Origin of the sequence: Pararhodobacter sp., from assembly GCF_036802785.1 — a bacterium.
In the GTDB taxonomy this organism is placed as follows: Bacteria; Pseudomonadota; Alphaproteobacteria; order Rhodobacterales; family Rhodobacteraceae; genus Pararhodobacter.
In genome coordinates this window covers 22,692-49,014 of the sequence record NZ_DAIRVN010000007.1, presented here as the reverse complement: position 1 = coordinate 49,014, position 26,323 = coordinate 22,692, and the positions used below count along the sequence as shown (strand labels likewise).

The window sequence follows — 26,323 nt, the reverse complement described above, 5'->3', positions numbered from 1 at the left end:
ATGAGCGCGCCTCGACTGATTGTCGGAATTTCGGGTGCGTCCGGCGCTGCCTATGGCATCGCTGCGCTGGAACTGGCGCGGGCAGCAGGGGTCGAGACCCATCTTGTCGTCTCTCGCTCGGCGCTCCTGACCCTGAATCAGGAGCTGAGTCTCCGGGCTGCAGACCTTGTGGGGCGCGCCGATGAGATCCATCCCGTCGCAGATATCGGGGCGAGCATCGCTTCAGGATCCTTCCGCACCATGGGTATGCTGATCGCGCCCTGTTCGATCAAGACCATGTCGGAGATCGCCACCGGCGTCACCTCCTCGCTCATGAGCCGGGCCGCCGATGTCGTGTTAAAAGAGCGTCGTCGTCTGGTGCTCATGCTGCGCGAGACGCCGCTGCATCTTGGCCATCTGGAAACGATGTCGGCCCTCACGCGGACTGGGGCGATCATCATGCCGCCTGTCCCGGCTTTCTATACCAAACCGCAAAGCCTCAGCGATGTTGTGCGGCATTCCTCGGCCCGGGCGCTTGATCTCTTCGATATCGACACCGGCGCAGTCAAAAGGTGGAGCGGGTTGAAGGATGCGCTCGGCGGCGGCGCTGATTAGCATTGTGACGGTGGCGCATCTTGACCGGAATGCACGGACGCTACACGCCGATACCCACGGGTGGTTGACCATGGGCGCGCTCAAGTTCGGGGCAAAACGCGCGGGTACTGCCCAGTTGATATGATCTCAGCGGCATACGATTCAGCCGCCCTACAGGAGCGGGTTCAAAATGACGGAAGGTGTCGAGTCGGCGGATCTTTGGACCTTCATATTGGGGATCTATGCCCGACCCGGCGTGGCTGCGTCTTGTCTACGATTGCAAGAGGCTCATGGCCTGGACGTGCCGCTCTTTCTTGCCATGCTCTATGGCGGGTTGCGCGGGCATGCTCTTGACGCCCAGACGACCATCATGATCGACAGGGACTGTGCGGTGTGGAGGGAGGCAGTGATCCGGCCGCTAAGACGCATCCGCCGCGACATGAAAAAGCAGCATTTTCTTGACCTTCATCCGAATGTGCCGACTCTACGCGAAGCGATAAAATTGCAAGAGCTTGAGGCCGAACGTATCGAGGTCGAACTGCTAGACGCGGCTATTAAGTTATCGTCGAGAACCTCCGGCCCTGCATCCGAGGCTACGCTCGCCATGGTCGCGCAGAACGTGCTCGATCTTTGTGATCCCCGCCGCGACATGCGCCTGCCGGAAGATGCTTGCCATATTATACGGAATTGTCTCGATTTTCCGATTGCGAATGCGGGCAACTAACAGATGGCGTCAATGCTGTTGCCTCCTTTCGCTTTTTCTTCGCTGTTTCGGAGCTGGCCTTGAAGCGGTAGCTGTCATTGCCGGTCTCGAGGATGTGGCAGCGATGGGTAAGACGATCGAGCAGTGCCGTGGTCATTTTGGCATCGCCAAAGACGCTGGCCCATTCACTGAAGCTCAGGTTGGTGGTGATGATGACGCTGGTGCGTTCATACAGCTTGCTCAGAAGATGGAAGAGCAACGCGCCGCCAGAGGCGCTGAACGGTAGATATCCCAGCTCATCCAGGATCACCAAGTCGGTCTTGACCAGGTCATAGACAGTAAGGACAAAAGATCGATGACGATGGTTCTGGAAACGCAGATGGGTCACAGGGCAGCAAGCCCGCAGAATTGGTTTTGCACCAGAGCCGCGCAGCTCCATACCGGCCAGCGGTCATGTGTTCCCCGCGCAACAGGCCTGATACGTGACCGCACCCGATCACACGTCAATGCTGTTCAAAAGCCAACTTGCGCGAGCGGGGGTATCCATACATGACGCCATCATAATCAGAAGATCATAACGACTGGGTGGGTCAGTTCTCAGTGACAATCAACATCCTGCGATTGCCCTGCATGATTGTCTCAGCAGGATTGGCGGGTCGGCGGGGGCGATGCAGGGACATCCCACGCATTACGATTTTCAATGGACCATGGCGGCCAGCCATGCTACACATATGTGTAGTCAATTAACTGCACGAGCTCACTCATGTTTGCGCTGAACATCCGAGACATAGGCGACAGACGCAAGGCCGCTCTTGACGCGGAGGCGAAGGCGCAGGGTGTGCCCGTCTCGGAACTCGTTCGCCGGCTCGTCGACGAGGGTCTCGAGAGATCACGTTCGGCCAGGGCGCAACAGGGCATGCGATCCGGGTCGCATCAACTTATATCCGGCAGCTCCATGACGGCTGACCACAATCCTGCATACACGTTAGCCGATCGGGAACGGGTTCACACTTTTTGTCGGCATGGTTGAAATGCCAATCGTTGACACGACGCCCGTCGTCCCGCCTTCAGCCCCCTGGCCAGCAGGGGTGCGAAGCTCTCAGTCCCGAGTATTACGCTCCTTTCCGCGACAGTGGGGCGCCGCTTTCCGGCGCCCGCCGCTCAGCGATCCCGCATTTTCGCCTTGATGAAAGCGGCACGTGGCGCCGGTTCACGCCTTGTCGCGGTTCTTTTCGCCCTGCGCCCGCGTGTCGGTAAGGTTCTGGCCCGGCGACAGCGCCTCGGGGTCAAGGCGCAGCTCGATCACGGCGGGCAGGTTGGACGCCTGCGCGCGCTCGAATGCCGCCGGGAAGTCCTCGGTGCGTTCAACAAGCTCACCATGTCCGCCATAGGCCCGCGCCAGCGCCGCATAGTCAGGGTTGAACAGTTCAGTGCCGCTGACGCGCCCGGGGTAGTGGCGTTCCTGATGCATGCGGATCGTACCGTAGCGGCCGTTGTTGCACACCACCGTCACCACTGCCGCGCCGTATTGCCGGGCGGTGGACATCTCGTTCAGTGTCATCTGAAAATCGCCGTCACCCGCCACACAGACCACCGGACGCTCGGGGTGTTCCAGCTTGGCGGCGACGGCGGCGGGAAAGCCATAGCCCATGCTGCCCGAGGTGGGCGCCAGATGCCCGGGGAAGGCGCGCGCGCGGAAGTAGCGGTGCAGCCACGCCGCGAAATTGCCGGCGCCGTTGGTGATGATCGCATTGTGGGGCAGCGTGTCTGACAGGTGTTTCATCACCTGTTCCAGCTTCACCGCGCCCGGCGTTTCCCGCGGCGTGACCCAGGCCTCATAGTCCGCGCGCGCGCCGGTGGTCCAACCGGTCCAGTCCGGATGCGCCGGGGCGTCGCGCCGCGACAGGCGGGCGATCACGTCGATGGCGGGTGCAGCCAGCGCCAGATCGGGGCGGAACACGCGGCCCAGCTCATCCGGGTCGGGGTGGACATGGATCAGCACCTTGCCGGGGTTGCCGGGCTTGACCAGTTCATACCCACCGGTGGCGATGTCGCCAAAACGCGCGCCGAGGATCAGCAGGCAATCGGCCTCCTGCAGCCGTTTCGCCAGCGCCGGGTTCATGCCCACGCCCAGATCGCCCACGTAATGCGTGTGGCGGTTGTCCATCCGGTCCATGCGGCGGAAGGTGGCGGCGACAGGCAGGTCGAATTTCTCGGCGAAACCCGCAAGGTTCTGCGCGGTCTCGGTTGACCAGACGGAGCCGCCGGCGATCACCAGCGGCGCTTTCGCCTTGCACAGCATCGCCAGCACTGCGTCAATCTGTTCGGAACAGACCGAGGGGCGGGGTGGCGGCGACGGGCTCCTCCCACTCTCGTTGTCGCTGTGCTTCAGCTTCATCGGCCGCGATTGCTTTCCGCGCCAAATTTTCGGCGACGCCCTCCAGTTCCCGAACAACTTCCGGGATCATGCCTGCGAGCGCTCGCTTCCGGGTTTCCTGCCAGGACATCTGCCACTCCACGCCGCGGTGTGGCGAATACCGTGGCGTGGGAACAGTTCGTGGAGAGTTTCAACTTCCAACAGGCAAAGGATCAGTCCCTTCACTAAGAATTGCAAGGTAGTGCCGGTAGCTGAATACCCGCCCCCGCTTGCGCCCGGTTATCTCGTCGATGATGCCCATTTTCTCCAAATCCGCTAAGGCTGCGTTGACCGTCGGTGCCGACAGGCCCGTTTGCCGGACAAGCTGGTTGGAGGTCAGGAACGGGTTCTGCTGGAAAAGATCGTGAATGCGCAGTGCCGATCCGGCGCGATCGCTTTCAGTGGTGATCCGCTCGCGGTCTTCTTTGAAGCGGTCGACAATCCGGGTGGCGGCTTCGAACGCCTGGTTCGCGGTTTCGGCCACTCCGGCCAGGAAGAAGTCGAGCCAGGCTTCCCAGTTGCCGTGCTCCCGCACCTCCTGGAGCAAGCGATAGTAGTCGGCACGATGCGTCTTCAGATAGAGGCTGAGATAGAGCAACGGCTTGCGCAGCACCCCATTGACGCAAAGGTAAAGGGTCACCAACAGGCGACCGATTCGGCCGTTGCCATCGAGGAACGGGTGGATGGTCTCGAACTGGACATGCAACAATCCGGCCTTGATCAGCGCCGGAAGACGCGAGCTATCTTCGTGCATGAAGCGCTCCAGCGCATCGAGGCAGGTGTCGAGTTCGGTGACGGGCGGCGGCACATAAAGCGCGTTGCCCGGGCGCGAGCCACCGATCCAGTTCTGCGTGCGGCGGAACTCGCCCGGGCTTTTCGTGCCGCCTCGCCCGCTTTGCAGCAGCCGCGCATGCATCTCTCGGATCAGGCGCAAGGACAGCGGCAGTTCCTCCAGCCGTTCCAGCCCGTACATCATCGCATTGACATAGTTTGACACCTCGCGGATGTCGTCGATCGGCTCCCCGGCCTGCGCCTCGGTCTCGAACCGCAGAAGATCGGTCAGTGTGGATTGCGTGCCCTCAATCTGGGACGACAACACCGCTTCCTTGCGCACATACATGTAGAGGAAGAGTTCTTGGCGCGGCAGTAGCATGGTAATGCCGTCAAGCCGCCCGAGCGCGCGTTCGGCGAGGCTCAGCCGGTCCAGAAGAGCCAGCACGTCGATCTGTGGCTTCGGCGGCAGGGGCGGCGGAACGAAGGCACGCACGATCTCGCCCGCGACAGGGGTTTCGACGAAGCGGCCAAGCCGCTGGTTACGTTCGGAATCGGTCATGGGATCATCATGGCAGCACGGCACTATTCAAGCAATACTGCCAAAACTTAAATAGCAAGAATGCTAAAGTAAGCGACCTTTAATAGGCTCGTCGCCTTTGGCCAGCGCAAGGTGCGCATCATGCTGTGGCATGTCGTCTGTACCGCCCCTTCCGTCGAGATCCAGCATAGTAGATAAGATTCGTTGCTTTCAAAACTGCAATGTCGCGGCGCGCTGTCTTGAGGCTCACCTCCCAGATCGACATAATATCCCTCGCGCCGCAGCGACCGCCTTCCGCGACTCGGGCCAGAAACCAGTGCTGGCGCTCGTTGAGTTTGAACTGATGCGGTGGATGCCCCCACCCAACGGCATCTCTTGTGCCATGATGGTTGCATGGCAACCAAGCGGAGGGCGGATTTATGACGATGAAGATCAGTATGCTGGCGATCGACCTGGCGAAGGGCAGTTTCCAAGTCTGCGCAATTGGACTGGATGGGGCGGTTCTATATAATCGCGTGCTGTCGCGAAGCCGTTTGGCAGCGCTCTTTGGGGCGATTGCGCGGGACATCGAGCGGGTCCATGGCAAGGAGCGCCTGCTGGTCGATATGGCCATTGCAGCCGTGGACGACCCCGAGGGTCGGGTGCTTGAGGTCATTTACCCGGTCGCGAGCGTGGCCAGGTTGAAGGCCGTGATCGAGGAAGACCGCGCCAAGGGTACGCTGGACCGGCGAATTCAAACGGTGATGCGTGGCTCCTATGCCAGCCACTACCGTCGGATGGTGCCGCCGCTTCTGGCCGCACTGCGGTTTCGATCGAATAACGCAAACTGGCGCCCGATCCTGGATGCGCTCGGCTTGATTCAGCGGTGGCAACAGGATGGACGACGGGTCGTGCCTGTCGATCTGGCTCCTCAGGGTTCCATTCCCGCCAAATGGCGCGAGGCCGTCATCGATGCATCCGGCCGTCTGAACGTGATTACCTTCGAGCTCTGCGTATTGGCACAGTTACGTGAGAGGGTGCGCGCGAAGGAAATCTGGGTCGATGGCGCTGACCGCTACCGCAACCCGGACAATGACTTGCCGACCGATTTCGAGGCGCAAAGACACATATATTATCAGGGCCTTGGCCTCACCCAGGATGCCGGAGCGTTTGTCTCGCAGGTGCGCGATGAGCTGACGCGCGAACTCCACCTTCTGAACCGAACCCTGCCGGAAAACGAACAGGTCCGGTTGCGAACATTCGGGGAAAACCGGATCAGAGTAACGCCCTTTGCCCCGGTGCCGGAACCACCGGGGCTGGGAGCTCTCAAGCGCGAGGTCGAACGCGTCTGGCCGATGACCGGCCTGCTCGATGTCCTGAAGGAAACGGCATTGGACACGGGGTTTCTGGATTGCTTCGAGACGTCCGCCAGCCGCGAAGCCTTGGCCCACGCAGACCGGGACCGGCGGTTACTGCTGGCGCTCTATGCTGCGGGGACCAATGCCGGGATCAAACGCGTCGCCGCCGGTGTCGGTGACATTAGTTATGACGAACTGCTCCACATCCACCGCCGCTATATCGACCCAAACGCGCTGCGTGCCGCCGCGGCGCGCGTGGCTGATGCGACACTGAGGGTCCGCAATCCCGCGATCTGGGGCGCGGCGGGCACGGCTTGCGGTTCGGATTCCACCAAGTTCGGTGCCTGGGACCGTAACCTGATGACTGAATGGCACGCGCGCTACGGTGGGCGCGGGGTGATGATCTACTGGCATGTCGAGCGTCAGGCGACCTGTATCTATTCGCAGCTGAAACGCTGCTCGTCATCTGAAGTGGCCGCCATGATTGGAGGGGTGCTCCGCCACTGCACAGACATGGAAATCCAGCGCCAGTACGTCGATAGCCATGGTCAGACTGCTGTCGGTTTTGCCTTCTGCCATCTGCTCGGGTTCGAATTGGCACCACGCCTGAAGGCGATTGCCCGCCAAAAGCTGGTCCTTCCCGCCGCGGGCATGCGGACGCACTTGCCGCATCTGGCGCCGATCTTGTCGAACGTAGTCGATTGGGCCGAGATCGAGCGGCAATACGACGAGATGGTCAAATACGCCGCCGCCATGCAGCACGGCACCGCCGACCCCGAAGCGATCCTGCGCCGGTTTGCCCGGACCGACGTGATGCACCCGACCTACAAGGCGCTGGCTGAACTGGGTCGTGCCATCAAGACGATCTTCCTGTGCCGCTATCTGCTATCGGAAGCCGTTCGCCGGGAAATCCACGAAGGCCTGAACGTTGTCGAGAACTGGAACAGTGCGAACGGCTTCGTCTTCTTCGGCAAAGGCGGCGAGATTGCCTCGAACCGGATCGCCGATCAGGAAATCTCCGTCCTGGCGCTGCAACTGGTCCAGGCGTCGATGGTTTATGTGAACACGCGCATGGTCCAATCGGTCCTGTCGGACCCGCATTGGCAGGATCGACTGTCTCCAGAGGACTATCGCGGCCTGACGCCGTTGATCTATGCGCACATCACACCCTATGGCCGCTACGATATCGACCTTGGCACAAGGATCGATATCGACAGGCAGGCTGCATAAGAAAGGTCACGCAACGATGCCCGTTTCAAGAAAGCCCCGCAAGAAATCCACCCGATGGGCATCCCCGCCGGACCTGGAGGCGCTGCCCGAGGCTACCCTCGAAGCCATGTGGCGAGAGCTCGGAGTGGGACCGAAGGATGACGCTTTGGGCGAGGCCCAGGACCTGACCTATGAGGCGTGGGAGGCCGTTGATGGCCGCAGCCGATACGCCCTGGCCCGCAGGGCCTTGAAGATCTCGCCTTTTTGCGCGGATGCCTGGCTCATACTGTCCGAACGCCCGTCGTTGTCGGCGCGGGATCGCCGGACGTTCCTCGAGCGCGCGGTCAAGGCCGGCGAGCTGGCGCTCGGAGCGGACGGCTTCACCGAGTATGCCGGCCATTTTTGGGGGTTCCTCGAGACCCGACCCTATATGCGTGCTCGCCACAGCCTGGCCGAGGATCTCTGGCAGGCAGGCGACCGGGAAGCTGCCATCACGCATCTGCGCGAAATGCTTGCTCTCAATCCCTGCGACAATCAGGGGCTTCGATACGTCCTGCTCGGATGGCTCATGGCAACGGAAGACCACGCTGCTGTCGAGGCTCATCTCCAGGAGCATAGCGACGAGGCAAGTGCCTTCATGGGCTATGCTCAGGCCCTCTATGCGTTTCGTCGGAACGGTGATGATGGCGCCGCGCGTACGGCAGCGCGGGAGGCCTGGCATTGCAACAGCCACATTCCCAAGCTGCTCGCCGGAACAAAGCGCGCTCGCTTCGAAGACACCGGCCACTATACTTGGGGCGGCGAGGACGAGGCAGCCTATTACCTTGAGGAATATGGGTTTGCCTGGAAGGGGACCCCAGGTGCCATCGACTGGCTGGTTGAGGTCACCAAAGGCCTAATACCCGAACCGCGGGGGCGTGGGCCGGTGCAATGAAGATTGTCATTATGAGTATACCCAAAGTAACGCAAGGCATGAACAGCGAAAGCACCTATTTTTATGTTCACTTTGGATCCGTTTCGAGATAATGAACACATCATCTCAGAGGCACACCCAAAATGAACAGATCGAGCCCCAAAATCGGCTATGCCCGAACATCGACCGTCGATCAGAACCTCGATGCCCAAATTGAGACGCTGACAGCCGCAGGATGTGGGATGGTGCGCCAAGAACAGCGCAGTGGCGCGACGCTTGAAGGCCGCCCTGAATTGAAAATCATCCTCGACTTTATTCACCCAGGCGAAACCCTGGTGGTGACGCGGATCGACCGGCTTGCCCGCTCAATGCAGGATCTTCAGACCATCGTTGCGCGGCTGAAAGAAAAGGGCGCGCATCTGGCGGCCACCGAGCAGCCCGTGGACACCTCCACGGCGACGGGCAAAGCGTTCTTTGACATGCTTGGCGTCTTTGCGGAATTTGAAACCAATCTCCGCCGCGAGCGGCAGGCTGAAGGGATCAAGGCCGCGAAACGCAAAGGGGTCTATCGCGGTCGCCCACCCACGATCGACATGGCCACCATTCAGGCCAAGCTTGGTGCAGGCCTCTCTCCAACGGAAATTGCCCGCGAAATGGGGATCTCGCGCGGTACTGTCTATAAAGCAAAGGCTGAAATGCTGACGGGCAATGATATCATTGAGGGGCGGACTGCATGAAAAAGCCCCCACGCAAGCGACAGCCTTCCGCGCCCAAAGCGCCTGTGCAAACAGGGGCCAAGGTCCCACCACCACGCAACCTGACCCCAGAGCTTTGCGACCGGCTGCGCCGGGACATGATGAAGGCCTGCCTCGCCGTGGCAGAAACCCACGGGCTGACGGTCGAAGGCGGGGATCTCTCGGATATCGATCTGCGCCATAGCTTCGAGATCAGCTTCCGCGTCGGCATCCCGCAAGAGAGCGGCGAGATCTACTCACCAGAGAAGGCCCTGTTCGAGGTGCTCGCGCCTCATTTTGGCTTGGAGCCCGAGGATCATGGCCGCACCTTCCGATCGAAGGATGAACTCTTCCGCATCGTCGCCATCAATCCAAACAGGCCAAAATATCCGATCAGCGCAGAACGCGTCTCCGATGGCCGAGGCTTCAAGTTCCCCGCCGAAAACGTCGTCATGTACCTGCAGCGTTCAGGCGCATAGTTTGTACGCCTTTTATCCCATCAAACGATCAAATATGCACGCTCGGGCCTGTTACGCGGACATGGTGGAAGACCAATTGCGGGCCGTCGAGAAGGAACGGGATCTGGCCGACGCGCAGGATCCGGCAGTTGAAGTTAAACGTCAGCGGCTAGAACAGCTTCAAGGTGTCGGCGGAGCGGCGTCATCCATATTGGCACGGGAGGTATTTGCCCGATCCTTTGCTTCGCGACGCCACCTTGCTTCCTATCTGGGATTAACGCCAAGCGCCTATGACAGTGGTTCGGTCACACGATGCCAAGGCATCTCAAAGGCGGGCAACAGCTGGGCGCGGCGGATCCTGATCGAGATTTCCTGGCTCTGGCTGCGATACCAACCCCAGACAGCCTTGGCGCAATGGTATGGGCAGCGCACCCGCAGACAGGGCCAGCGCGTCCGACGCGTCATGCTGGTTGCACTGGCCCGCAAACTGGCTGTGGTGCTTTGGCGATATGTCGAGACCGGCGTGCTGCCAAGCGGCGCCACACTGTCGCGGAAAGGAGCGTAATACTCGGGACTGCGAGCTTCGCACCCCTGGCCAGGGGTCTGAAGGCGGGACGACGGGCGTCGTGTCAACGATTGGCATTTCAACCATGCCGACAAAAAGTGTGAACCCGTTCCCGATCGGCTAACGTGTATGCAGGATTGTGGTCAGCCGTCATGGAGCTGCCGGATATAAGTTGATGCGACCCGGATCGCATGCCCAACACGAACCGATCTGACCGCCATTGCCAGACCACCATGGCGCCCGTGATCCCGCGGGCGAGCGATTGAAACCCGCCCCTTGACAGAATCTCCCTCATATAAATTGTTCTCCCGCGTCAGCTCTCCGATCTTCGCATGCAGGGTCTTCACGTCGATCACCGGCTCCGGATCGGCCTTCGGGGCGTCGCCGAACACCCCGGTCGCGCCCTCAAGCAGCTGATCGCGCCACTGTTTGATCTGGTTCGGATGAAGGTCGAATTCCTGCGCCAGATCAATCAAGGTCTTCTCGCCCTTGATCGCAGCTACCGCCACTTTCGCCTTGAATGCCGGGCTGTGATTCCTGCGTGGTCGTCTGGCCATGGTCTTCTCCTTGCTTGGAGCATCATGCTGCTGTTGCGCGGAAAATCCACCTATCCCGGCTGTTCAGATTCCCGGAGCCACCTCTGACCCAGCCTAACCGTAGGATCCTGCACCGTCCGGCATCAGACCCCAGATAGGTCGCCAGTTCCCCTTCCTCAACGAGCATGACGAGATCCAGTTCACCAGGGCTTTTGGCCCTGACGTCTGGCAAGCTCATCCCTTCGCGGAACAGGCGGTCAATCGGCCGTTGCCCGGACGGCGTAGAACCCATCGATACCTTGAGGGTAACTTCCTTCGTGGCCCCATTGCGCGCCAGAGGGAAACCGATCTCCAGTACCACGTCCTGCTCATTGGCGATCTGCTTTTGCAGGGTCTTGATGGCGGCCATCTTCCGAAGTGGTTCCAGATCGCCCTTGAGGGCATTTGGCAGATTGATCTTGTGTGGCGTGGCCTCATTCTGGGCGCTGCGGACAAGGCCCAGATATCTTGCAACATCGGCCCTGACAGCTTCGTCGTTCAGGTGCTCTGCGACATCAAGGGCTATTTCTTCTATGGATGAGGCATCAAGAACACGGCCGTTTACGCGCAACACAAGAGTTCCGTTCATGATCGCAGGGGCGAAGTTCTCGACGGCGGCCGCAAGTATTCCATTCGCGGTCAGTTCAGCGTGCGGATAGAGGATGGCAAGGCCAAGCCCGCTCTGATGCTCGCCGTCATATCCTGTAAATGCCAAGGCACTGCGTATGCGACTGTGAAACTCTGGTGAGTTGTGGAGCGTATAAATGTTGCCGTTTTCGTTTTCGGCCAGATAAGCGTGCGTGGATTTCAGGTCATGGCCATCTTCCTGCGGTCGCAGGACGGCCATGCCGCAGATCGCGCTTGCTCCGTCGTCGGCGCGCCTTGTGTATCCGATCACTGATTGCAGGCGAGAGGCGATGAGGAAGGTTACGCGCCCGATGCCGCGACCTCCACGGCCCTCGCCGTTCTTGTTGGAAAGCCCGAAGTTGAGCCAGTAGTTCCAGAAATCACTGGTACGGCTGGTCAGATTACCGCTTAGGCCCCTGGAGTTGAAATCCTCGACCAGAAGCCATCGAACGTTTCCGTTGTCCCATTCCGGCGGTATATCCAGCCCGGCCCTCTTCCGGTGCTCTATGACCTGTTCAAGAAATGCCCGGCGCGGGCCGATCCCATCCGAATGGAAGGTGAAGTTTACGCAGACGGGATTCGCCGGATTGAGGCGAGCATCGAGGCTGTTCTGAATGGCCTCGCGCACGAAGGTTTCATAGTATGGAAAGTCCGATCGGTCGAACATTTCCGAGTCGAGGCCCTGATTGATCGGCGTCGCGCCGACGTTGGGCCAAATCCAGCTCCAGGATTTCGTGGCAAGTAAATTCATTCGAGACGAAACCCTTCTTCCCGCGTGTCTGCCTCGCCACCAAAGCGACTCTTGGCAGCATCGAGCTCCTTCTGAAGTGCCCGGAATATTTTGCGTATATCATCCTCACCGTCTTGCAGTTACCCATAAGTCAATGATGGCGGTGTTTCCGAGAGACGGGCACCTTCGGCAAGGTCAGCGAGGCGGGAGAGGCCACGCCATATGACCGTTGTCCCTGGTGGCGCATCCGATGTGCGATCAAGGTATCCTCCAAGCCGCGCGACGGCGCTGACATAGAAGTTCAGGTCGCGGGGCATTTTTCTTTTGCTTTCTGGCGTCACGCGTTCAAGCAGGCTGCGCTCAGCGTTGGTAAAGACGGCATCAGGCGATGCTCTTGGCACCTCTCGGCTAAGCATCGTCAGCCATGATACGCGCCAGGCCACGACGCAGCACATTGCGATGCAGTTTGCCAGCCGATCAGCCGTGGCCAAACGCAGCTCCTCGATCCGGCACCCGGTCTTCAGGGTCCGGAAGAATGTCTCGATCTTCCAGCGCAACGCGTACCAATCGAGCATGTGGACAGCGTCGGCATGGGTCGTGACCGGTAGGTTCGTGATCAGCTTCCAGAAGACGGGCGCTCTGCCATCTGGCGGATTGAGTTCCTCGGCATGGATGATCTGGAGGTGCTGGTGCCGATATTTCTTCTGCTTTCCGATCGGCGGGCGGACCGTCATCGTGGCATGTCGAACTGACAACACGGCGCAATGGTCCTTGCCTTGCGCATCGCGGAACTGAACCTTGTGCGTGCCGCTGGACTGCACCTTTGCCATCACCTTGGCAATGGTTGTGCCGCCATCATCAGCCAGACGGTCGACGCAGCTGCGCACGAGGAACCTCGTCCCGAGTTCTTCGGACAGGCAGTAGAGTTCGTAAATGTCGCTTTCCCGATCCCCGACATGCACGCAACGCTCTGGCGCCCCAGTCAATTCGGTGGACAGGCGCAGATTGTCGAGCCAGCGCATGCTTTCCTTCTGTTCAATTGGCACCCGGGTCGGATTAATCTTGCGTTTGAGGGCGGCAGTTCCCTTGAACTTGCTGCGCGACCAGAATTTCGCCGCCGTCAGTCCGAGCGGCAAACCCTCTGGCGTGATGGCCATGCTGGCATGCATCAGGAGCCCGCAGACCGCATGTTTTTGAAATCGGCCTTCCTTCAGCTTGCGTCCGGTCGATATCTTTGTGAACCCCACCTTCTCTGGAGCCGAACGCTTGAAGGAGAATTCCGTGGTGTCCTGCAGGATCAGGATGGGACCATCGGTTGCTCGAATGCGGAGGGCAGAAGCGGCAAAATGGCCCTCAAGGATCTTGTCTTCGCTGATATTCCCATTGGAAAAGAAGCGGTAGGCGGCCTTGGTGTTCGACCAGTCCTGAAACGCCGTCGGCAGCGATTTTCCCGACCGTTCACCAAGGGCCTCAAGCATTGCTTCGAGTCGCCGGTTCAACCGGACATCTCCCAGATCGCATCCGGCAGTTTCCGTTTCCACCCAAGTTTGACCCATGTCTGCACCTCAATCATTTGGTGCCACATGACGAATCATGATTGGTTCCTTTCGAACAAGACCAAGTCTGACGGGTGAATCAATTCGCCGCACCACACTTATGGGTAACTGCAAGCGCCGCCGGAGACTTACGATCAAAGGCAGCCATTCGCTGATTAATATGTACATTCTGGAGCTATAAGTGATGACACAGTTAAGCAACACGGCGCTTCGGCTGAAGCAAGGAACGGCGTGGCGAGGAGGATTCAGGCTTTTGAAACCACGGGCAGCCGCAACAAACCGTTGCCCATGGCCTTCCCCGTCTGATCCAGCCGCAAGGTGCGCGTCGCACCACCGCCCAAAGCGCCGCGCATGATGACGACCACCGCTTCGATATTGTCCATCGGGTAAACCTCGACCTCGCCGCGCACCCAATCCCCGAACAGAGCCTTCACACTTTGGGGCGTCAGGCTTTGCAACAGGGCGGGGTAGTGTTCGCTTGAACGGGCAAGAACGCCGACAGAAACTACATCGCCTTTGTCACCTGAGCGAACATAAGCAATATCACGAAGTAATTGCATGATCATGCCTCCAGAATCTCGGCGGACTGCCTGACGAAAGAGCGCGGGACCAGGGTTGGCCAAAGCCCATAGGCCGGGCGGGGTTTGAGCGGTGTTCCGAACGCGGTGCCTCCTGGCCCCATGATCCACAATTGTGAACAGGCGCGGCGAACCTTCTCGGCCTCATCTCTGGTCCCGGTATGGACGGCAACGCGCAAGCCGATCTCGGCCGGATCGTGGTCAAGTGGCGGCGCGGCGGGGCCATGCAGCATGTTGACGCCGACGAAATCGAAATGGATGGCATCGGCTTTTAACCCCAGCCGCTCAAAGCGCTCGCTGAGCGTCTGTTTCGCCTTTTCGGCGCGCTCCATGGCATAGGGCCAGGGAAAGAACAGCGTGCCCTCGCCGATCCAGCCATCTTCATAGCCTATGACAAGCTTCAGCATATCCGGGCGCGTGGCGCCCTTCATGTTCGACAAGCGAACGCGATCAGGGCCGATTTCATCGATCCGGACACTGGTGAAATCGGCGACTCCGTCAGGCATCAGATAGCGCGCCGGATTGCCGATTTCGTAAACCAGATGCTCTTTGACCGTAAAGGCATCAACACGGCCCCCTGTCCCCTCAACCTTGGTGATCACGGCTTGTGCGTCTTCAGAAAATTCAACAATCGGAAACCCGGCCTGTCCCATTCGCGGCATTTCGGCAAAACGCGAGGACATGCCTCCCGTCGTGCCAGCCGCGCATTCGACAACATGGCCCACGGTGATTGCAGCCGCGATCCGGTCGACATGCGCCGCGTCATGCTCCCAGCCGAATGCATGCATGATCGGGCCGACATACAACGCATTGTCTGACACCCGGCCAGCAACGATGATATGGGCATCCTGCTCCAGCGCCGAGATGATGGCGGAACTGTCGGTGTAGGCATTCGCCGCAACGACACGATTGCGGATGGCCGCAAAGTTCGTCTCGCCGGTGTCCATGTTGGTCAGATCAACGCCAGCGGACATCAGTTCGTCAAGCTGCGGCAGAAGATCATCGCCTTCGACAACGGCAATGCGCGTTCCATGCAGACCCAGTTCGCGGGCCAGCGCGCGCACCCGCTCTGCCCCGGCCCGCGGATTGGCGCCACCACCATTACACACGATCCGGGTGCCCTTTTGCCTGGCCAATGGCATCAGCGCGCGCATGTGTGTAGGCAAGTCAGGGATATAGCCGGCCCCCGGGTCCTTGAGCTTTTGGCGCTGCAAAAGCGCCATCGTCAGCTCTGCCAGGTAGTCCATGGACAGATAGTCAAGGTCGCCGCGTTCGAGCAGTTCGACAGCAGGATCAAGCGCATCCCCCCAAAAACCTGATCCCGCTCCGATCCTTACCAGCTGTGTCATTCGAAGCTCCAGAGTTTCCCCCGCCGGGCCGTGCAGGCCCGTCGGAATACGGTCTGCGCTATGCGCCGAATTCAGTCCGGGCGGCGTTGAACATATGGGTTGGTTCTCACAGAGCTGTTCTCAAGTCAACACTTTTTCGAAAACTAGTTCCGCAAGATGGAAATTTGTTGACCGCCCTTGCCGAACACTCATAGGATGATCTGAAGAGGGATGCAGCGCGCCGGAATGACGCTTTGCGCGTGCGCCACCACCGGGGCCGGGAGAAATGAACATGCCAGCCAGGAATGACGAGGCGAACGAAGCTGTTCTTTTCACGCTCGACGATGGCATTGCGCATGTCACGCTCAACCGCCCCCACTGCCGCAACGCGATCAGTGTTGAAACCGCGAACACCCTGACTGCCCTCTGGTCGCGGATCGAAGCAGATCCCCATACCCTTGCCGTGGTTCTGGATGCTGCGGATTGCGGGGTTTTCTGTGCCGGGATGGACCTCAAGGAAATGGCAGCAATCCGCGCCAAGGGTGATGACCCGCTGGCTCTAATGCACGACCCCTTTCAGCAACGCCTGCAAACGCTGAGCAAACCGGTTGTCTGCGCGCTGGTCGGTCATTTCGCCGGCGCGGGCATGCTGCTGGCGATGGGGGCTGATGTTCGCATTGCGATGCGCGGAACAACGGCCGCTATCTCTGAAGTGCGGTTCGGGCGCGGGACGCCTTGGGCGGTGCCCCTGCTGTGGATGCTGCCGCAGCCGGTGTTGTCAGAGATGATGCTGACCGGCGACCCCGTGCCGGTCGAGGACCTGGCGCGCTATGGCTTTGTCAACCATCTGGAAGACCGGGTCGAGGACGTGCGAGACCACGCCTTTGCAACCGCACGCCGGATCGCGCGCAATGCCCCGCTCTCGGTCCGGGCCGCGAAGGCAAGCCTCGCTGCGGGCATGGATCTGGGGCGTGTCGCAGGGCTGGCCCGAGCGGCCGAGTTGCACCGCGATGTCTATGCAAGTGATGATGCAAGTGAAGGGCCGCGCGCGTTTTCAGAAGGGCGCGCGCCACGCTGGACCGGGCGCTGAAGCTGCCACCAAAAACAGGAGTGCCTATGATCGACCAAACCTTCGACGCATTGCAACTTGGGCATGTGCGCGTTTCACGCGGGCGCACGCTCACGGAAACCGATGTCGTCAATTTTTGCATGCTCACAGGCAACTGGCTGGAAATTCATGCCAATGTCGAATTTGCGCGCGCGGCGCTCTATGGCCAGCGGATCGTGCAGGGCTCGCTGGTGTTTTCCATCGTAAACGCGCTTCTTCCCTTCGACTCGGCCGTGGTGGAGGCTTTCTATGGCGTCGATCGCCTGCGATTTCTGAAACCAAGTTTCATCGGTGACACCGTCTGGGCAAGGTCTTGTATCATCGGGCTTCGGCCCAAAGACAACGGCAACGGTGTGGTGACCTGTGAGCTGCTGGGCATTAATCATCGCCGGGAAAAGATCCTGCGCTGTGAATTCAGCCTCCTGATACGCGGCGAACGTCTGGAACCGCCGGCAAGCAATCCTGTGCATGATATGGAGTTCGATCCGAAATGAACTTTCTCACCAGCGAGCAAAAGGCGTGGCATGAAACCGTTGACCGGTTCATGGAAAAAGAGATCACGCGCGAATACATCCGCGAGCGCGACATGGAGCGGGCATATCCGTATGAAGCCTATGAAAAGATTGCCAGTGAAGGTTGGCTTCGGCTTCTGATCCCCGAGGATCATGGCGGTTTCGGCGGCGATATCTTTGACTACGCCCTGATGTGCGAGGGATTGGGCAAATTCGGCTTTGACTTTGCCACTTCGGTTCTGGTGCCCACCTTCACCGCCATGAACATCGTCAAATTCGGCTCGGATGCACAGAAGGAGGCGTATCTGGAACCTTTCATGTCCGGCGCGATCCGCTTTTCCATCTCGATATCGGAACCCTCTGCAGGATCAGACGCAGCCTCGACCCGGACTCGGGCGTGGCGCGACGGCGATAGTTATGTGATCAAGGGCCAGAAGCTGTGGTGTAGCGGGGCCGCCGCGCGCGATGTCAAGATCGCCATGCTGGTCCGAACCGATCCCGAGGCCGCGAAGCACAAGGGGCTCTCGGTCCTCATCGTTCCCAACGAGACGCCCGGCCTGGACATCCGCAAACTGCCGACCCTTGCCCGACGGTCCACCGGAACGACCGAGATTTTTGTGGATGAGGCGCATGTGCCCGTCGCCAACCGTCTGGGCGCCGAGGGTCAGGGGTGGGAGATCATCACCGACCATCTTGAACTAGAAAGAATTGCCGTGGCGGCGGCCTATGTCGGCAATGCGCAGACAGCGGTGAATGATGCGCTGGAGTACGCACATCAGCGCGTGCAGTTCGATCAGCCGATCTTTGATTTCCAGGTCATTCGACACATGCTTGCCGATATGCAGACTCAAGTCGATGCCGCGCGGCTTCTGGTCTACCGGGCGGCGGAAATGGCAGCACGCCATGAACCCTGCGCGAAAGAAGTAGCAATGGCCAAGCTTTTCGCATCAGAGACGCTGCAAACCGTGTCGCGTCAGGGGATGCAGGTTCTGGGCGGCCATTCGATGCTGCCGGAAGCCGATATGGAGCGCTACTTCCGCGAAGGCATGCAGTGCACCATCGGCGGCGGCACATCTCAGATACAGCGCACCATCATCAGCAAGGCGATGCGCCGCCGATGACCTCACCGCTGTTTGAGCCGTTCACCCTGCGCAATCTGCGACTGGACAACCGGGTTGTAGTGTCGCCGATGCAGACTTATTGCGCCCCCGACGCGATTGCCGGGGCCTGGCACCGCACCCATCTGGCACGGTTTGCACTTGGCGGTGCCGGGCTTGTCATGGTCGAGGCAACGGCGGTCAGCCCCGAGGGGCGCTCGACCAACATGGATCTGGGCCTTTGGGAAGAGGAGCACGCGCAGGCCTTCGCGGACCTCACGAAAGCCGTACATGAATGCGGCGCGCGTATCGGCATCCAGCTTCAGCATGCGGGCCGCAAAGCCTCGACCGCGCCGCCGTGGCGGGGGTTTGCCCCGGTTCCGGCCCCTCAAGGTCAAGCGGTGATAGGACCCTCCGACAAGCCGGCATCATCGGGCGCGCATGTGCCACGGCAGATGGATGCCGACGACATGGCGCGTTTGATCGACGCCTATAGCGCCAGCACGCGCATGGCTGCGTGCGCCGGTTTTGACCTTGTCGAAATTCACATGGCGCATGGCTACCTGTTGCACAGCTTCCTGTCGCCTCTGTCCAACGATCGCACAGACGACTACGGCGGCGCGCTTGAGAACCGGATGCGCTTTCCGCTTCGCGTGGTCGAAGCGGTGCGCACGCACTGGGCGCCGGACAAGCCCCTGGCCTGTCGGATTTCATCGGTCGATGGCGTGTCGGTGGGGTGGTCCATCGCTGATTCCCGCATCCTGGCCGACAGGCTGCGCAGGATCGGCGTTGACCTGATCGATTGTTCATCAGGCGGCATGATCCTGCCGGAACGTGACATGCTCGTTCCGCGCGGCCCCGGTTTTCAGGTGGATTTCGCCGCTGATCTGCGCGGTCATACCGGGCTTGCGACCATCGCCGTTGGCCAGATCACCGACGCGGCGCAAGCAAACGACATTATCGCCAGCGGGCGAGCAGATCTGGTCGCCATCGGTCGCCAGATGCTGGTGAACCCTAATTGGGCGCTGGAAGCCGAAACGGCCTTGTCTGCCGACCACTCATACGACCACTGGCCCAGACAATTCGGCTGGTGGCTTGGACGGCGGCGACACGCCACTGACACACGCTGAGCAAGGCCGTGTCAGGGAAGGTGCGCGCGAGGTGGCGCTACCGTCGCCCCTCCAACGACGCGGCGACTGGCTGGTGTGGCGGATCTTCCTTCGGAAACCAGTGGCTGAAAGCAGCCATCACGACAACGATGGCGACCCCTCCTGCATCGCTCCAGGCTGCGGGGAAGAAAAGCAGACCTCCGCCCATATACAGAATGATCCGCGCTACCCAAGTCAGCGGTCCGAGCAGAAATCCGGCAGAAGCGCCGGTGATCGCAAACACGGCCAATCCCGTGATGGTCGTGTCATAGACAATGTCGAAAACCGTCCCTTCCATCAGCACACCTGTTCGGAAGATGAAAAGAAACGGGATCAGGTAAAGGGCGATTGCCATGACCACCGCATGCCCCGCAACCCGCCAGAAGCTTTCTCCGGCGATCGAGGCCGCAGCAAAGACACTTGCACAGACTGGTGGCGTAATCGCCGACAGGATCGCAAAGTAGAAGATAAACAGATGGGCATTCAGCGGCTCTATCCCCAGCCGGATCAGGATGGGTCCGGCAATGGCCGACGCCAGGATATAGGATGCCGTTGTCGGCACATCCATTCCAAGCAAGATGGCCAGAACGGCGGTAAGGACAAGCACAATGACGAGGCTGTCGTTTGAGAAGGACAGGATCAGGCTTGAAACCTTTACCCCTGCCCCGGTGGCGGTCAGAACCTTGACGACGATGGCAGCGCAGGCCAGCAGGACCGCAATCATGGTGATGGCCTTGCCGCCCAGGTACAGCCCCTCGAAGATTTCCTTCAGAAGGGTGCGGTAGACCTCTGGCAAGTCTCGTGCCCGCCCTTCGAGCAGGCATTTCAGCGTGCGCAATACCAGCAGGGTGGCCACCAACACGAGAATGGCCATCGATCCGGCCAGGGTGGGTGAGTAGTCCATCATCAGCAAGGCAATGAGGGCCGCGGCCGGCAGATACATCGGCAAGGCCGCGAAAGGCTCGGCAAGGTCTTTCCAAAGCGGCAGCTCACTACGTTCCAGCGGGCGCATGCCATACCGCCGCGCCCGCAGGCCGACGCTGAACCAGAGCACCATGAAATACAAAAGCGCCGGGATCACGGCCGCCGTCATGACACTTGAGAAAGGTATGTTCAGAATTTCGGCCATGATGAACGCCCCCGCGCCCATGATGGGGGGCATGATCTGGCCGCCGGCCGAGGACACCGCCTCGACCGCTGCGGCATAGCTGCCCTTGTAGCCCGCGCGGCGCATGGTGGGAATTGTAACCGGCCCCATCGCCATCACATTGGCCACAGCCGAGCCCGTTACCGTGCCGAACAAGGCCGATGAAACCGTACAGACCTTCGCTTGCCCGCCATAGGTGCGCCCGGCAATTCTGGTGGCAAGCTTGATGAATATCTCCGTGGCCCCGGTGCTCAGAAGCAGCGCACCCAGAATGATGAAAATGGCAATGATGCGGGTGCCCATATCGACCATGTAACCGAAGATCGTCTCGGTCGAGGCGTAGTAAGTCTCGATAAAGGTAAGCGCAGACACGCGCGGCGGCTGCCAGGTACCGGTGATGTACTGGTGGCCAAAATAGTAATAGGCCAGACCCGCAAGCGCGATCAGCGGCAAAAAGAAACCGATGGTTCGCCGCGCCGCCTCCAGCACCACGGCGATTGCCAGTGCACCAAGCATCATGTCCCAGGTGGTCAGCTCGACCATGAAATTGGAAATCCGCTTGGCGCTGAACACGATATGAAAGCAGACATAATAACCGATGATCGCCAGGGCGATATCCAGAGGCACAAGGGCGCGGACCTGTTTTTCGGCCAATCGCCGCTGGGCCGTCATCAGGAAAATTGACCCAATGCCCAGCCCGAGAAAAACGCCACGCTGCACCAGCGGCTCCAGCATCCCGAAATAGGAGGTGTAGAGCTGAAACAGCGCATATCCGACGAGAACAACTTTCAATAAGTTGCTTATCCCGTCATGCGCCAGGCGATTGATCCGCGTGTTGGCCATTTTTGCTCAACTTTCGTGAGATTGCAGATGAGAGCGTTGAAATCACGCAGGCCCCGAACCCTGAGCTTCACGATGCCACGCGCCCTGAATTTCAGTAGACACCAAGCAGGCCGGATCTTTTACACACTTGGGCCTGCGGTTTGCCCGATAGTCTGCGCAGCCTGACAGCGGCTGCGCATGCTCTGGCCCTGCGGCCACCCGCGCGGCATAAGGTTTCCCTTCATGATCGCTGGCCGGACCCTTGCTTGCACGAAATCTGCGCTTCGCGGAAGCAAGGGCAATCGATCATATCTGTCAGGTCACTGCCGCGTTGCGAGCACCAGAGCATGGCCGCAACGGCGCGCTGTTATTGGGCGGTTTCCCAGTAGGAAAGCGCGCCGGGATGTACCGCAATACCGATATCGATCGTCTCCATGATCGAGCCGGCAAAGTCATATCCACCCAGCTGTGGCCACACATCGATCAGAATCTGCCTGTTCTCGCCAATCGCTTCCGCGATCTGACGGGCGGTTTCATCATCCATGAGCGAAAGGCGCGTTGCATAAACAATCGGCACCGAGGGCGTGACAACCTCGGGGTTGTTCCTGATGAAGCCCTCAGGCAGCGTGGCAAAACCCACGCCGGGAATATTGTCCATGACGCGTTGTTGCTGCTCGGGCGTGAACCCCAGGATGCGCATGTCAACCGAGGTCAGAAGGGTTTGAAGCGTGGCATCGACACTCGCCGCCGCCGCATACTTGCTGTAGCCGACAAGCTGATTGTTTCGTACGCCCTCGATGGCGTCATTCACGGTTCCATAGGAGAATTCCGGCGAGATCCCGAACAGAGCGAAACTCTGCGTGATGAGCAGTTCACCACCGCTACCACGAATGCCCGGCGTGAAGGGTCTGCCATCAAGTTGCGCCAGTTCGGTGATTCCCGAATCACTGCGCACGACCACGTTGATCACCGAATTGTCGTAGGGATAAAGTGCGACAAGATCGTCTACCGCATTGCCTTCGAACTGCCCCAGCCCCTGACGCGCCTGGACGAACACATCGCCTGCGACAAGACCCAGATCGATCTCTCCGCGCACCAGACGGCGGACGTTGTCAACGCTCGCCCCGGTTTCGACAACGGTGACGGTGCTGCCGGGGTTGCCCGCTTCGATCGCCTGCGACATTGCCACGGCAATCTGATAGTGGCTCGACGTCGAATTGGTCGCGCCGAGACTGAGATTCTGTGCCGCAACCGGGGCGATTCCCCAGATCGTGGCCAGCGTCGCCGCCAGGGCCATCGACTTGCTCATTCTACAGATCATTTCTTCCCTCCCTAAGATTGGCGGCCCAACCGCAGGCGGGCCGGGTCGAAGCTTCTCCAGCGATCGCCACGCTTCGCCGTTGGTTCAGGCGAACGAGGGGTGCCGAGTAGGCTCGACGTCGCAAGGATGGCACAGCATTGGAAATCGCACAAGTATTTTTGAAATGACGTTCCGCACTGTGAGTTTTTGTGCTACCGTCTCCGAAGGACGACCTTAGCAACTGGAAAGTGACGGCATGCAGGCAGAAGACCCAAAGGACATTGTGCGCTTCGAACAATCTGACGGGATCGCAACCATCACGCTCAACAGGCCCGAACGGCGAAATGCGCTTTCTGTCGCCGCTGCCGAACGGCTTCACGACTTGTGGGAAAGGGTTGATGCCAGCGACGACATTCGTGCCGTTATCCTGACAGCCACACCCTGTGGCACATTCTGCGCGGGAATGGACCTCAAGGAGGCAAGCGCGATGCGCGCAAGCCAGGGGCTGGATGTGCTATCCCAGATCCGCGATCCCTTTCATGAACGCATGCGCAAGGTGCGTGTTCCGATTATTGCCGCGATGACCGGCCATTTTACCGCCGGGGGTTTCATGCTTTCGCTGAACGCCGACCTGCGCATCGGTCTGGCCGGGACCAGCGGCGGCATCACGGAAGCCAAACGGGGGCGCGGCTCGCCCTGGGCGATGCCACTTCTCTGGCAGATCCCACAGCCTGTCGTCATGGAAATGGTGCTCACCGGCGAGCTCCAGTCGGTCGAACGGTTGCAGGCACTGGGCTTCGTTAATCATGTCGAACCCACCATCGAGGCCGTGTTGGCGCGGGCAGAAAGCCTTGCCGAAACGATTCGCGACAATGCGCCGCTGTCGGTGGTCGTCGGCAAAGAGGCGATCTTGCGAACAATGGACCTAGGTTGCGAAGCCGGGCTGGAGCACGCGAAGAATATCTATAGAAAGGTGTATGACAGTAATGATGCTCAGGAAGGGCCGCGCGCCTTCGCCGAGAAGCGCGCACCGATCTGGACGGGAACATAGTGGTATGGGATTGAAGGTATATGGCGGAATTGAAGGGGAAAAGCGCTTCTGAGGTTGTCTCGCTGACGCGCGGCCTTGGTATCCTGCGCGCATTCCGCGCGATTGATGCACCCTTGGGGAACAAGGAAATCGCCGAACGGACCAATCTGCCCAAAGCAACTGTTGCGCGGCTGTCCTATACCCTTTCGAAAATGGGCTATCTGCGCCAGATGGGGTCAAGCGGGCGATACCATCTTGGCGACAAGGTCACGGCCCTTGGGCATGCGCTGCTGCGCACGATGCCAGTGCGCCGTGTCGCCGAGCCGCTCATGCAGGCGATGGCCGACAAATACGAAATGTCTGTGGCTCTGGGCATCGGCGATGGGGCAGACATGGTCTACCTGCACTATTGTTCGGGGCCAGAAACCGTGACCATGCGGTTGCGCGTTGGCACATTGGTACCGATTGCGCAGTCCGCGATCGGCCGGGCGTATATGTGGGCACTTCCGGAGGAGGCTTCCGAACGACATATGCAGGCAATTCGAGCCGCTGCGGGCGATACCGCCGATACCGTGGAGGCCGATCTGCGCCAGCAGATCGAACAGGTTGATCAACGCGGCTTCTCGGTGTCCTTCGGAGACTGGCGCCGAGAGATCTTTGCCGTCGGGGCGCCAGTCTGGCTGGACAGGGGCGAGACCATCCTGGCGCTGAATTGCGGTGCGCGCCGCCGTGGTCTGGAAAAGGCACATTTCTTCGAAACGCTGGGGCCTGAGTTGATGGCCCTGTCAAGCGAGCTGGGAAACCGGATGGATCAGCTTCAGGCGAGTTTCTGGGACGCATGACAATGAAAAGCCACGAAGACATCAGCGCGAGATCAGATCGTCCAGAAACTCCGGATGACAGCGCCCTGTCTCCGCGCGATCGGGTTCGCCGCCGTCGTCAGAGCGGTATCGTGTCAAAGGACCGCGATTTCGTGAATGCGCTGGGTCGCGGACTGGTGGTTCTGGAAGCGTTTTGCATCGGAGACATCACCTGGATGAGCGGCATGGAGGTGGCCGAGCGCGTTGGCCTGCCCAAGCCGACCACTTCGCGGCTGCTACAGGCGTTGACGGGCCTTGGCTACCTTCACTATTCGACGCGCCGTCGGCAGTATCGGCTTGGTGTTGCGGTTCTCAGTCTGGGCTTTGCGGCGCGCGAACCCTTCAGCATCAACGATCTGGTACGCCCCTATCTCAAAGAGCTGGCCGATACCTATAATGTCCACGCCTCCCTTGCCGGGCGCGACCGTCTTGACGTGATCGAGCTCGAGGTTTGCCACAGCCTGAACACGTTGATGACGTTGCGGCTTGAGGTGGGCTCGCGCATTCCGCTGGCAGGCACGGCGACCGGGCATGCGCTGATCGCACCCTTGCCTCAAACCGAGATCGACTATCTCTTCCTGCACCTGAAAGAACGCCACCAGAAGCACTGGGATGAATTGCGCCTGTCCATCGAGAAAGGGCGGCAAGAAGTCGCGCAAGACGGCTTCACCAAAGCCTCAGCCAGTTGGAGTACCGATATCAACGGCGTTGCGGCACCCCTCATCTTTCCTGGCGGCTCGCCGGTCTACGCGCTGGCCTGCGGGGCACCGGCCCGCCACCTTCCGGCAACAAAGCAGCGCGCCATCGGGCAACGCCTGGTCGCTATCGCACGCGAGATCGAAGGGCGGTTGCAGGCCGGTGAAGACAACGAAAGGGAGAGCTAGACCATGCCCAAGCCGCGCGTTCTTATCGACAAACGCCCCGATGGCGTTGTCGTTCTGACCCTCAACGACCCGGACCACCGCAACCCGCTGTCAGACAGCGCGATGATCGAAGCCCTAATCGCCGGTCTGCACGGGATCGAACAGGACCCGAAGGCGCGGGTGCTGGTGATCACGGGCCAGGGAACCACCTTTTCGGCGGGCGGCAATATTCACGACATGCACGAGAAAACCGGCATATTCGGCGGATCGGCGGCCGAAATTGCGGAAAGCTACCGGGCGAATGTGCAGCAACTTCCCCTCATCCTGTCGCGCATCGACATCCCCACGATTGCCGCCGTGAATGGCCCAGCCATGGGCGCGGGTTGCGACCTGAGCCTGATGTGCGACCTGCGCCTTGCCGCGACAACGTCGCTTTTTGGCGAGGTGTTCGTGGATCTGGGCCTGGTTTCCGGCGATGGCGGGGGTTGGTTTCTGGTGCGCCACCTCGGTTATCAGCGCGCAGCCGAAATCAGCTTTCGGGCCCGGCCGGTCGATGCGCAGGAAGCCCTGTCGCTTGGTCTTGTCCTGGAGGTTCTGGAACCCGGCGATCTGATGCCGCGCGCCCTGGATCTTGCGGCAGAGATCGCTGCGAAACCGCCCGCAGCGATCCGCATGACCAAGCGCCTGCTGCGTATGGCCGAACGCACACAGCTTCAGGATTATCTGACAACGGTCAGCGCCATGCAGGCTGCCGCACACGGAACACCGGACCATGCGGCGGCAGTGGCGGCCTTTGTGAACAGATCGCGTAAACCGCGCTGA

Annotated in this window: 24 protein-coding genes and 2 pseudogenes; 16 read left to right on the top strand and 10 right to left on the bottom strand. The window is 60.2% G+C overall.

What is annotated here, in order from left to right:
- Positions 1-594 (top strand): UbiX family flavin prenyltransferase, encoded by a 594-nt coding sequence (locus tag V7Q53_RS04535; RefSeq protein ID WP_333827218.1) that lies wholly within the window; start codon positions 1-3, stop codon positions 592-594.
- Positions 595-763: 169 nt separating this feature from the next.
- Positions 764-1,297 (top strand): TIGR02444 family protein, encoded by a 534-nt coding sequence (locus tag V7Q53_RS04530; RefSeq protein ID WP_333827217.1) that lies wholly within the window; start codon positions 764-766, stop codon positions 1,295-1,297.
- Here V7Q53_RS04530 and V7Q53_RS04525 read toward each other — a convergent pair.
- Positions 1,251-1,715, bottom strand: coding sequence for an ATP-binding protein (locus V7Q53_RS04525; RefSeq protein WP_333827215.1), 465 nt, complete (start codon positions 1,713-1,715; stop codon positions 1,251-1,253). The two genes, V7Q53_RS04530 and V7Q53_RS04525, sit on opposite strands and share 47 nt — an antisense overlap.
- A gap of 324 nt (positions 1,716-2,039) precedes the next feature.
- On the opposite strand from V7Q53_RS04525, the gene V7Q53_RS23390 reads away from it, so the two are divergent.
- Positions 2,040-2,306 (top strand): ribbon-helix-helix protein, CopG family, encoded by a 267-nt coding sequence (locus V7Q53_RS23390; RefSeq protein WP_442954413.1) that lies wholly within the window; start codon positions 2,040-2,042, stop codon positions 2,304-2,306.
- A gap of 180 nt (positions 2,307-2,486) precedes the next feature.
- On the opposite strand, the gene V7Q53_RS04520 is transcribed toward V7Q53_RS23390, so the two are convergent.
- Complete coding sequence (locus V7Q53_RS04520) at positions 2,487-3,674, bottom strand: thiamine pyrophosphate-dependent enzyme (protein ID WP_333827213.1); 1,188 nt, start codon at positions 3,672-3,674, stop codon at positions 2,487-2,489.
- 169 nt (positions 3,675-3,843) lie between these two features.
- Positions 3,844-5,025 (bottom strand): Fic family protein, encoded by a 1,182-nt coding sequence (locus tag V7Q53_RS04515; RefSeq protein ID WP_333827212.1) that lies wholly within the window; start codon positions 5,023-5,025, stop codon positions 3,844-3,846.
- A gap of 533 nt (positions 5,026-5,558) precedes the next feature.
- On the opposite strand from V7Q53_RS04515, the pseudogene V7Q53_RS04510 reads away from it, so the two are divergent.
- The 5 genes and pseudogenes from V7Q53_RS04510 to V7Q53_RS04490 form a co-directional block, all read left to right on the top strand.
- Positions 5,559-7,571 (top strand): annotated as a pseudogene (locus tag V7Q53_RS04510) (Tn3 family transposase); the annotation flags it as partial.
- 145 nt (positions 7,572-7,716) lie between these two features.
- On the top strand, positions 7,717-8,484 hold the full coding sequence (locus V7Q53_RS04505) for a tetratricopeptide repeat protein (RefSeq protein WP_333827210.1): 768 nt from the start codon (positions 7,717-7,719) through the stop codon (positions 8,482-8,484).
- Between the two features lie 122 nt (positions 8,485-8,606).
- Positions 8,607-9,200, top strand: coding sequence for a recombinase family protein (locus V7Q53_RS04500; protein WP_333827209.1), 594 nt, complete (start codon positions 8,607-8,609; stop codon positions 9,198-9,200).
- Positions 9,197-9,676, top strand: coding sequence for a hypothetical protein (locus V7Q53_RS04495; protein ID WP_051693715.1), 480 nt, complete (start codon positions 9,197-9,199; stop codon positions 9,674-9,676). Before V7Q53_RS04500 ends, V7Q53_RS04495 begins: the two co-directional genes overlap by 4 nt.
- Before the next feature lie 61 nt (positions 9,677-9,737).
- A complete protein-coding gene (locus V7Q53_RS04490; RefSeq protein ID WP_333827208.1) occupies positions 9,738-10,220 on the top strand; it encodes a transposase in 483 nt (160 codons plus the stop codon).
- A gap of 293 nt (positions 10,221-10,513) precedes the next feature.
- On the opposite strand, the pseudogene V7Q53_RS04485 reads toward V7Q53_RS04490, so the two are convergent.
- From V7Q53_RS04485 to V7Q53_RS04465, 5 genes and pseudogenes are all read right to left on the bottom strand, one after another.
- Positions 10,514-10,777 (bottom strand): annotated as a pseudogene (locus tag V7Q53_RS04485) (transposase); the annotation flags it as partial.
- A gap of 22 nt (positions 10,778-10,799) precedes the next feature.
- Positions 10,800-12,173: a hypothetical protein gene (locus tag V7Q53_RS04480; RefSeq protein WP_333827207.1), complete on the bottom strand. Its 1,374-nt coding sequence runs from the start codon at positions 12,171-12,173 to the stop codon at positions 10,800-10,802.
- Positions 12,174-12,292: 119 nt separating this feature from the next.
- The gene (locus tag V7Q53_RS04475) at positions 12,293-13,708 is read right to left on the bottom strand and encodes an IS4 family transposase (RefSeq protein ID WP_333827206.1); all 1,416 of its coding nucleotides are present in this window, start codon (positions 13,706-13,708) and stop codon (positions 12,293-12,295) included.
- 245 nt (positions 13,709-13,953) lie between these two features.
- Positions 13,954-14,268, bottom strand: coding sequence for an AtuA-related protein (locus V7Q53_RS04470; protein WP_333827205.1), 315 nt, complete (start codon positions 14,266-14,268; stop codon positions 13,954-13,956).
- A 2-nt stretch (positions 14,269-14,270) separates the two neighbouring features.
- A complete protein-coding gene (locus V7Q53_RS04465; RefSeq protein ID WP_333827204.1) occupies positions 14,271-15,635 on the bottom strand; it encodes an acyclic terpene utilization AtuA family protein in 1,365 nt (454 codons plus the stop codon).
- Positions 15,636-15,906: 271 nt separating this feature from the next.
- On the opposite strand from V7Q53_RS04465, the gene V7Q53_RS04460 reads away from it, so the two are divergent.
- Genes V7Q53_RS04460 through V7Q53_RS04445 form a run of 4 tightly spaced genes read left to right on the top strand, consistent with a single transcriptional unit; the run spans position 15,907 to position 19,461 of the window.
- Positions 15,907-16,704: an enoyl-CoA hydratase/isomerase family protein gene (locus tag V7Q53_RS04460; RefSeq protein ID WP_333827203.1), complete on the top strand. Its 798-nt coding sequence runs from the start codon at positions 15,907-15,909 to the stop codon at positions 16,702-16,704.
- 26 nt (positions 16,705-16,730) lie between these two features.
- Positions 16,731-17,216, top strand: coding sequence for a MaoC/PaaZ C-terminal domain-containing protein (locus V7Q53_RS04455; protein ID WP_333827202.1), 486 nt, complete (start codon positions 16,731-16,733; stop codon positions 17,214-17,216).
- Complete coding sequence (locus V7Q53_RS04450; protein ID WP_333827201.1) at positions 17,213-18,355, top strand: acyl-CoA dehydrogenase family protein; 1,143 nt, start codon at positions 17,213-17,215, stop codon at positions 18,353-18,355. Before V7Q53_RS04455 ends, V7Q53_RS04450 begins: the two co-directional genes overlap by 4 nt.
- Positions 18,352-19,461, top strand: coding sequence for an NADH:flavin oxidoreductase/NADH oxidase (locus V7Q53_RS04445; RefSeq protein WP_333827200.1), 1,110 nt, complete (start codon positions 18,352-18,354; stop codon positions 19,459-19,461). The genes V7Q53_RS04450 and V7Q53_RS04445 overlap by 4 nt, the downstream gene beginning before the upstream one ends.
- 37 nt (positions 19,462-19,498) lie before the next feature.
- On the opposite strand, the gene V7Q53_RS04440 is transcribed toward V7Q53_RS04445, so the two are convergent.
- Positions 19,499-21,418 (bottom strand): TRAP transporter permease, encoded by a 1,920-nt coding sequence (locus tag V7Q53_RS04440; RefSeq protein WP_333827199.1) that lies wholly within the window; start codon positions 21,416-21,418, stop codon positions 19,499-19,501.
- 397 nt (positions 21,419-21,815) lie between these two features.
- Positions 21,816-22,757 (bottom strand): TAXI family TRAP transporter solute-binding subunit, encoded by a 942-nt coding sequence (locus V7Q53_RS04435; protein ID WP_333827198.1) that lies wholly within the window; start codon positions 22,755-22,757, stop codon positions 21,816-21,818.
- Positions 22,758-23,004: 247 nt separating this feature from the next.
- Here V7Q53_RS04435 and V7Q53_RS04430 point away from each other — a divergent pair, with 247 nt between their 5' ends.
- The 4 genes from V7Q53_RS04430 to V7Q53_RS04415 are packed head-to-tail and all read left to right on the top strand — an operon-like array spanning position 23,005 to position 26,323.
- Entirely contained in the window at positions 23,005-23,799 is a 795-nt protein-coding gene (locus V7Q53_RS04430) for an enoyl-CoA hydratase/isomerase family protein (protein ID WP_333827197.1), read from the top strand.
- Positions 23,800-23,819: 20 nt separating this feature from the next.
- The gene (locus V7Q53_RS04425; RefSeq protein ID WP_333827196.1) at positions 23,820-24,620 is read left to right on the top strand and encodes an IclR family transcriptional regulator; all 801 of its coding nucleotides are present in this window, start codon (positions 23,820-23,822) and stop codon (positions 24,618-24,620) included.
- A gap of 2 nt (positions 24,621-24,622) precedes the next feature.
- Positions 24,623-25,522, top strand: coding sequence for an IclR family transcriptional regulator (locus tag V7Q53_RS04420; protein ID WP_333827195.1), 900 nt, complete (start codon positions 24,623-24,625; stop codon positions 25,520-25,522).
- Between the two features lie 3 nt (positions 25,523-25,525).
- Positions 25,526-26,323, top strand: coding sequence for an enoyl-CoA hydratase-related protein (locus tag V7Q53_RS04415; RefSeq protein ID WP_333827194.1), 798 nt, complete (start codon positions 25,526-25,528; stop codon positions 26,321-26,323).

Excerpts from the sequence above, each read along its gene's own strand:
- V7Q53_RS04450 (WP_333827201.1), top strand. The coding sequence starts at position 17,213 with ATGAACTTTCTCACCAGCGAGCAAAAGGCGTGGCATGAAACCGTTGAC.
- V7Q53_RS04430 (WP_333827197.1), top strand. The coding sequence starts at position 23,005 with ATGCAGGCAGAAGACCCAAAGGACATTGTGCGCTTCGAACAATCTGAC.
- V7Q53_RS04415 (WP_333827194.1), top strand. The coding sequence starts at position 25,526 with ATGCCCAAGCCGCGCGTTCTTATCGACAAACGCCCCGATGGCGTTGTC.
- V7Q53_RS04495 (WP_051693715.1), top strand. The coding sequence starts at position 9,197 with ATGAAAAAGCCCCCACGCAAGCGACAGCCTTCCGCGCCCAAAGCGCCT.
- V7Q53_RS04435 (WP_333827198.1), bottom strand. The coding sequence starts at position 22,757 with ATGAGCAAGTCGATGGCCCTGGCGGCGACGCTGGCCACGATCTGGGGA.
- V7Q53_RS04455 (WP_333827202.1), top strand. The coding sequence starts at position 16,731 with ATGATCGACCAAACCTTCGACGCATTGCAACTTGGGCATGTGCGCGTT.
- V7Q53_RS04490 (WP_333827208.1), top strand. The coding sequence starts at position 9,738 with ATGGTGGAAGACCAATTGCGGGCCGTCGAGAAGGAACGGGATCTGGCC.
- V7Q53_RS04460 (WP_333827203.1), top strand. The coding sequence starts at position 15,907 with ATGCCAGCCAGGAATGACGAGGCGAACGAAGCTGTTCTTTTCACGCTC.
- V7Q53_RS04480 (WP_333827207.1), bottom strand. The coding sequence starts at position 12,173 with ATGAATTTACTTGCCACGAAATCCTGGAGCTGGATTTGGCCCAACGTC.
- V7Q53_RS04425 (WP_333827196.1), top strand. The coding sequence starts at position 23,820 with ATGGCGGAATTGAAGGGGAAAAGCGCTTCTGAGGTTGTCTCGCTGACG.
- V7Q53_RS04470 (WP_333827205.1), bottom strand. The coding sequence starts at position 14,268 with ATGCAATTACTTCGTGATATTGCTTATGTTCGCTCAGGTGACAAAGGC.
- V7Q53_RS04465 (WP_333827204.1), bottom strand. The coding sequence starts at position 15,635 with ATGACACAGCTGGTAAGGATCGGAGCGGGATCAGGTTTTTGGGGGGAT.
- V7Q53_RS04535 (WP_333827218.1), top strand. The coding sequence starts at position 1 with ATGAGCGCGCCTCGACTGATTGTCGGAATTTCGGGTGCGTCCGGCGCT.
- V7Q53_RS04445 (WP_333827200.1), top strand. The coding sequence starts at position 18,352 with ATGACCTCACCGCTGTTTGAGCCGTTCACCCTGCGCAATCTGCGACTG.
- V7Q53_RS04520 (WP_333827213.1), bottom strand. The coding sequence starts at position 3,674 with ATGAAGCTGAAGCACAGCGACAACGAGAGTGGGAGGAGCCCGTCGCCG.
- V7Q53_RS04515 (WP_333827212.1), bottom strand. The coding sequence starts at position 5,025 with ATGACCGATTCCGAACGTAACCAGCGGCTTGGCCGCTTCGTCGAAACC.
- V7Q53_RS04420 (WP_333827195.1), top strand. The coding sequence starts at position 24,623 with ATGAAAAGCCACGAAGACATCAGCGCGAGATCAGATCGTCCAGAAACT.
- V7Q53_RS04500 (WP_333827209.1), top strand. The coding sequence starts at position 8,607 with ATGAACAGATCGAGCCCCAAAATCGGCTATGCCCGAACATCGACCGTC.
- V7Q53_RS23390 (WP_442954413.1), top strand. The coding sequence starts at position 2,040 with ATGTTTGCGCTGAACATCCGAGACATAGGCGACAGACGCAAGGCCGCT.
- V7Q53_RS04525 (WP_333827215.1), bottom strand. The coding sequence starts at position 1,715 with ATGGAGCTGCGCGGCTCTGGTGCAAAACCAATTCTGCGGGCTTGCTGC.
- V7Q53_RS04530 (WP_333827217.1), top strand. The coding sequence starts at position 764 with ATGACGGAAGGTGTCGAGTCGGCGGATCTTTGGACCTTCATATTGGGG.
- V7Q53_RS04475 (WP_333827206.1), bottom strand. The coding sequence starts at position 13,708 with ATGGGTCAAACTTGGGTGGAAACGGAAACTGCCGGATGCGATCTGGGA.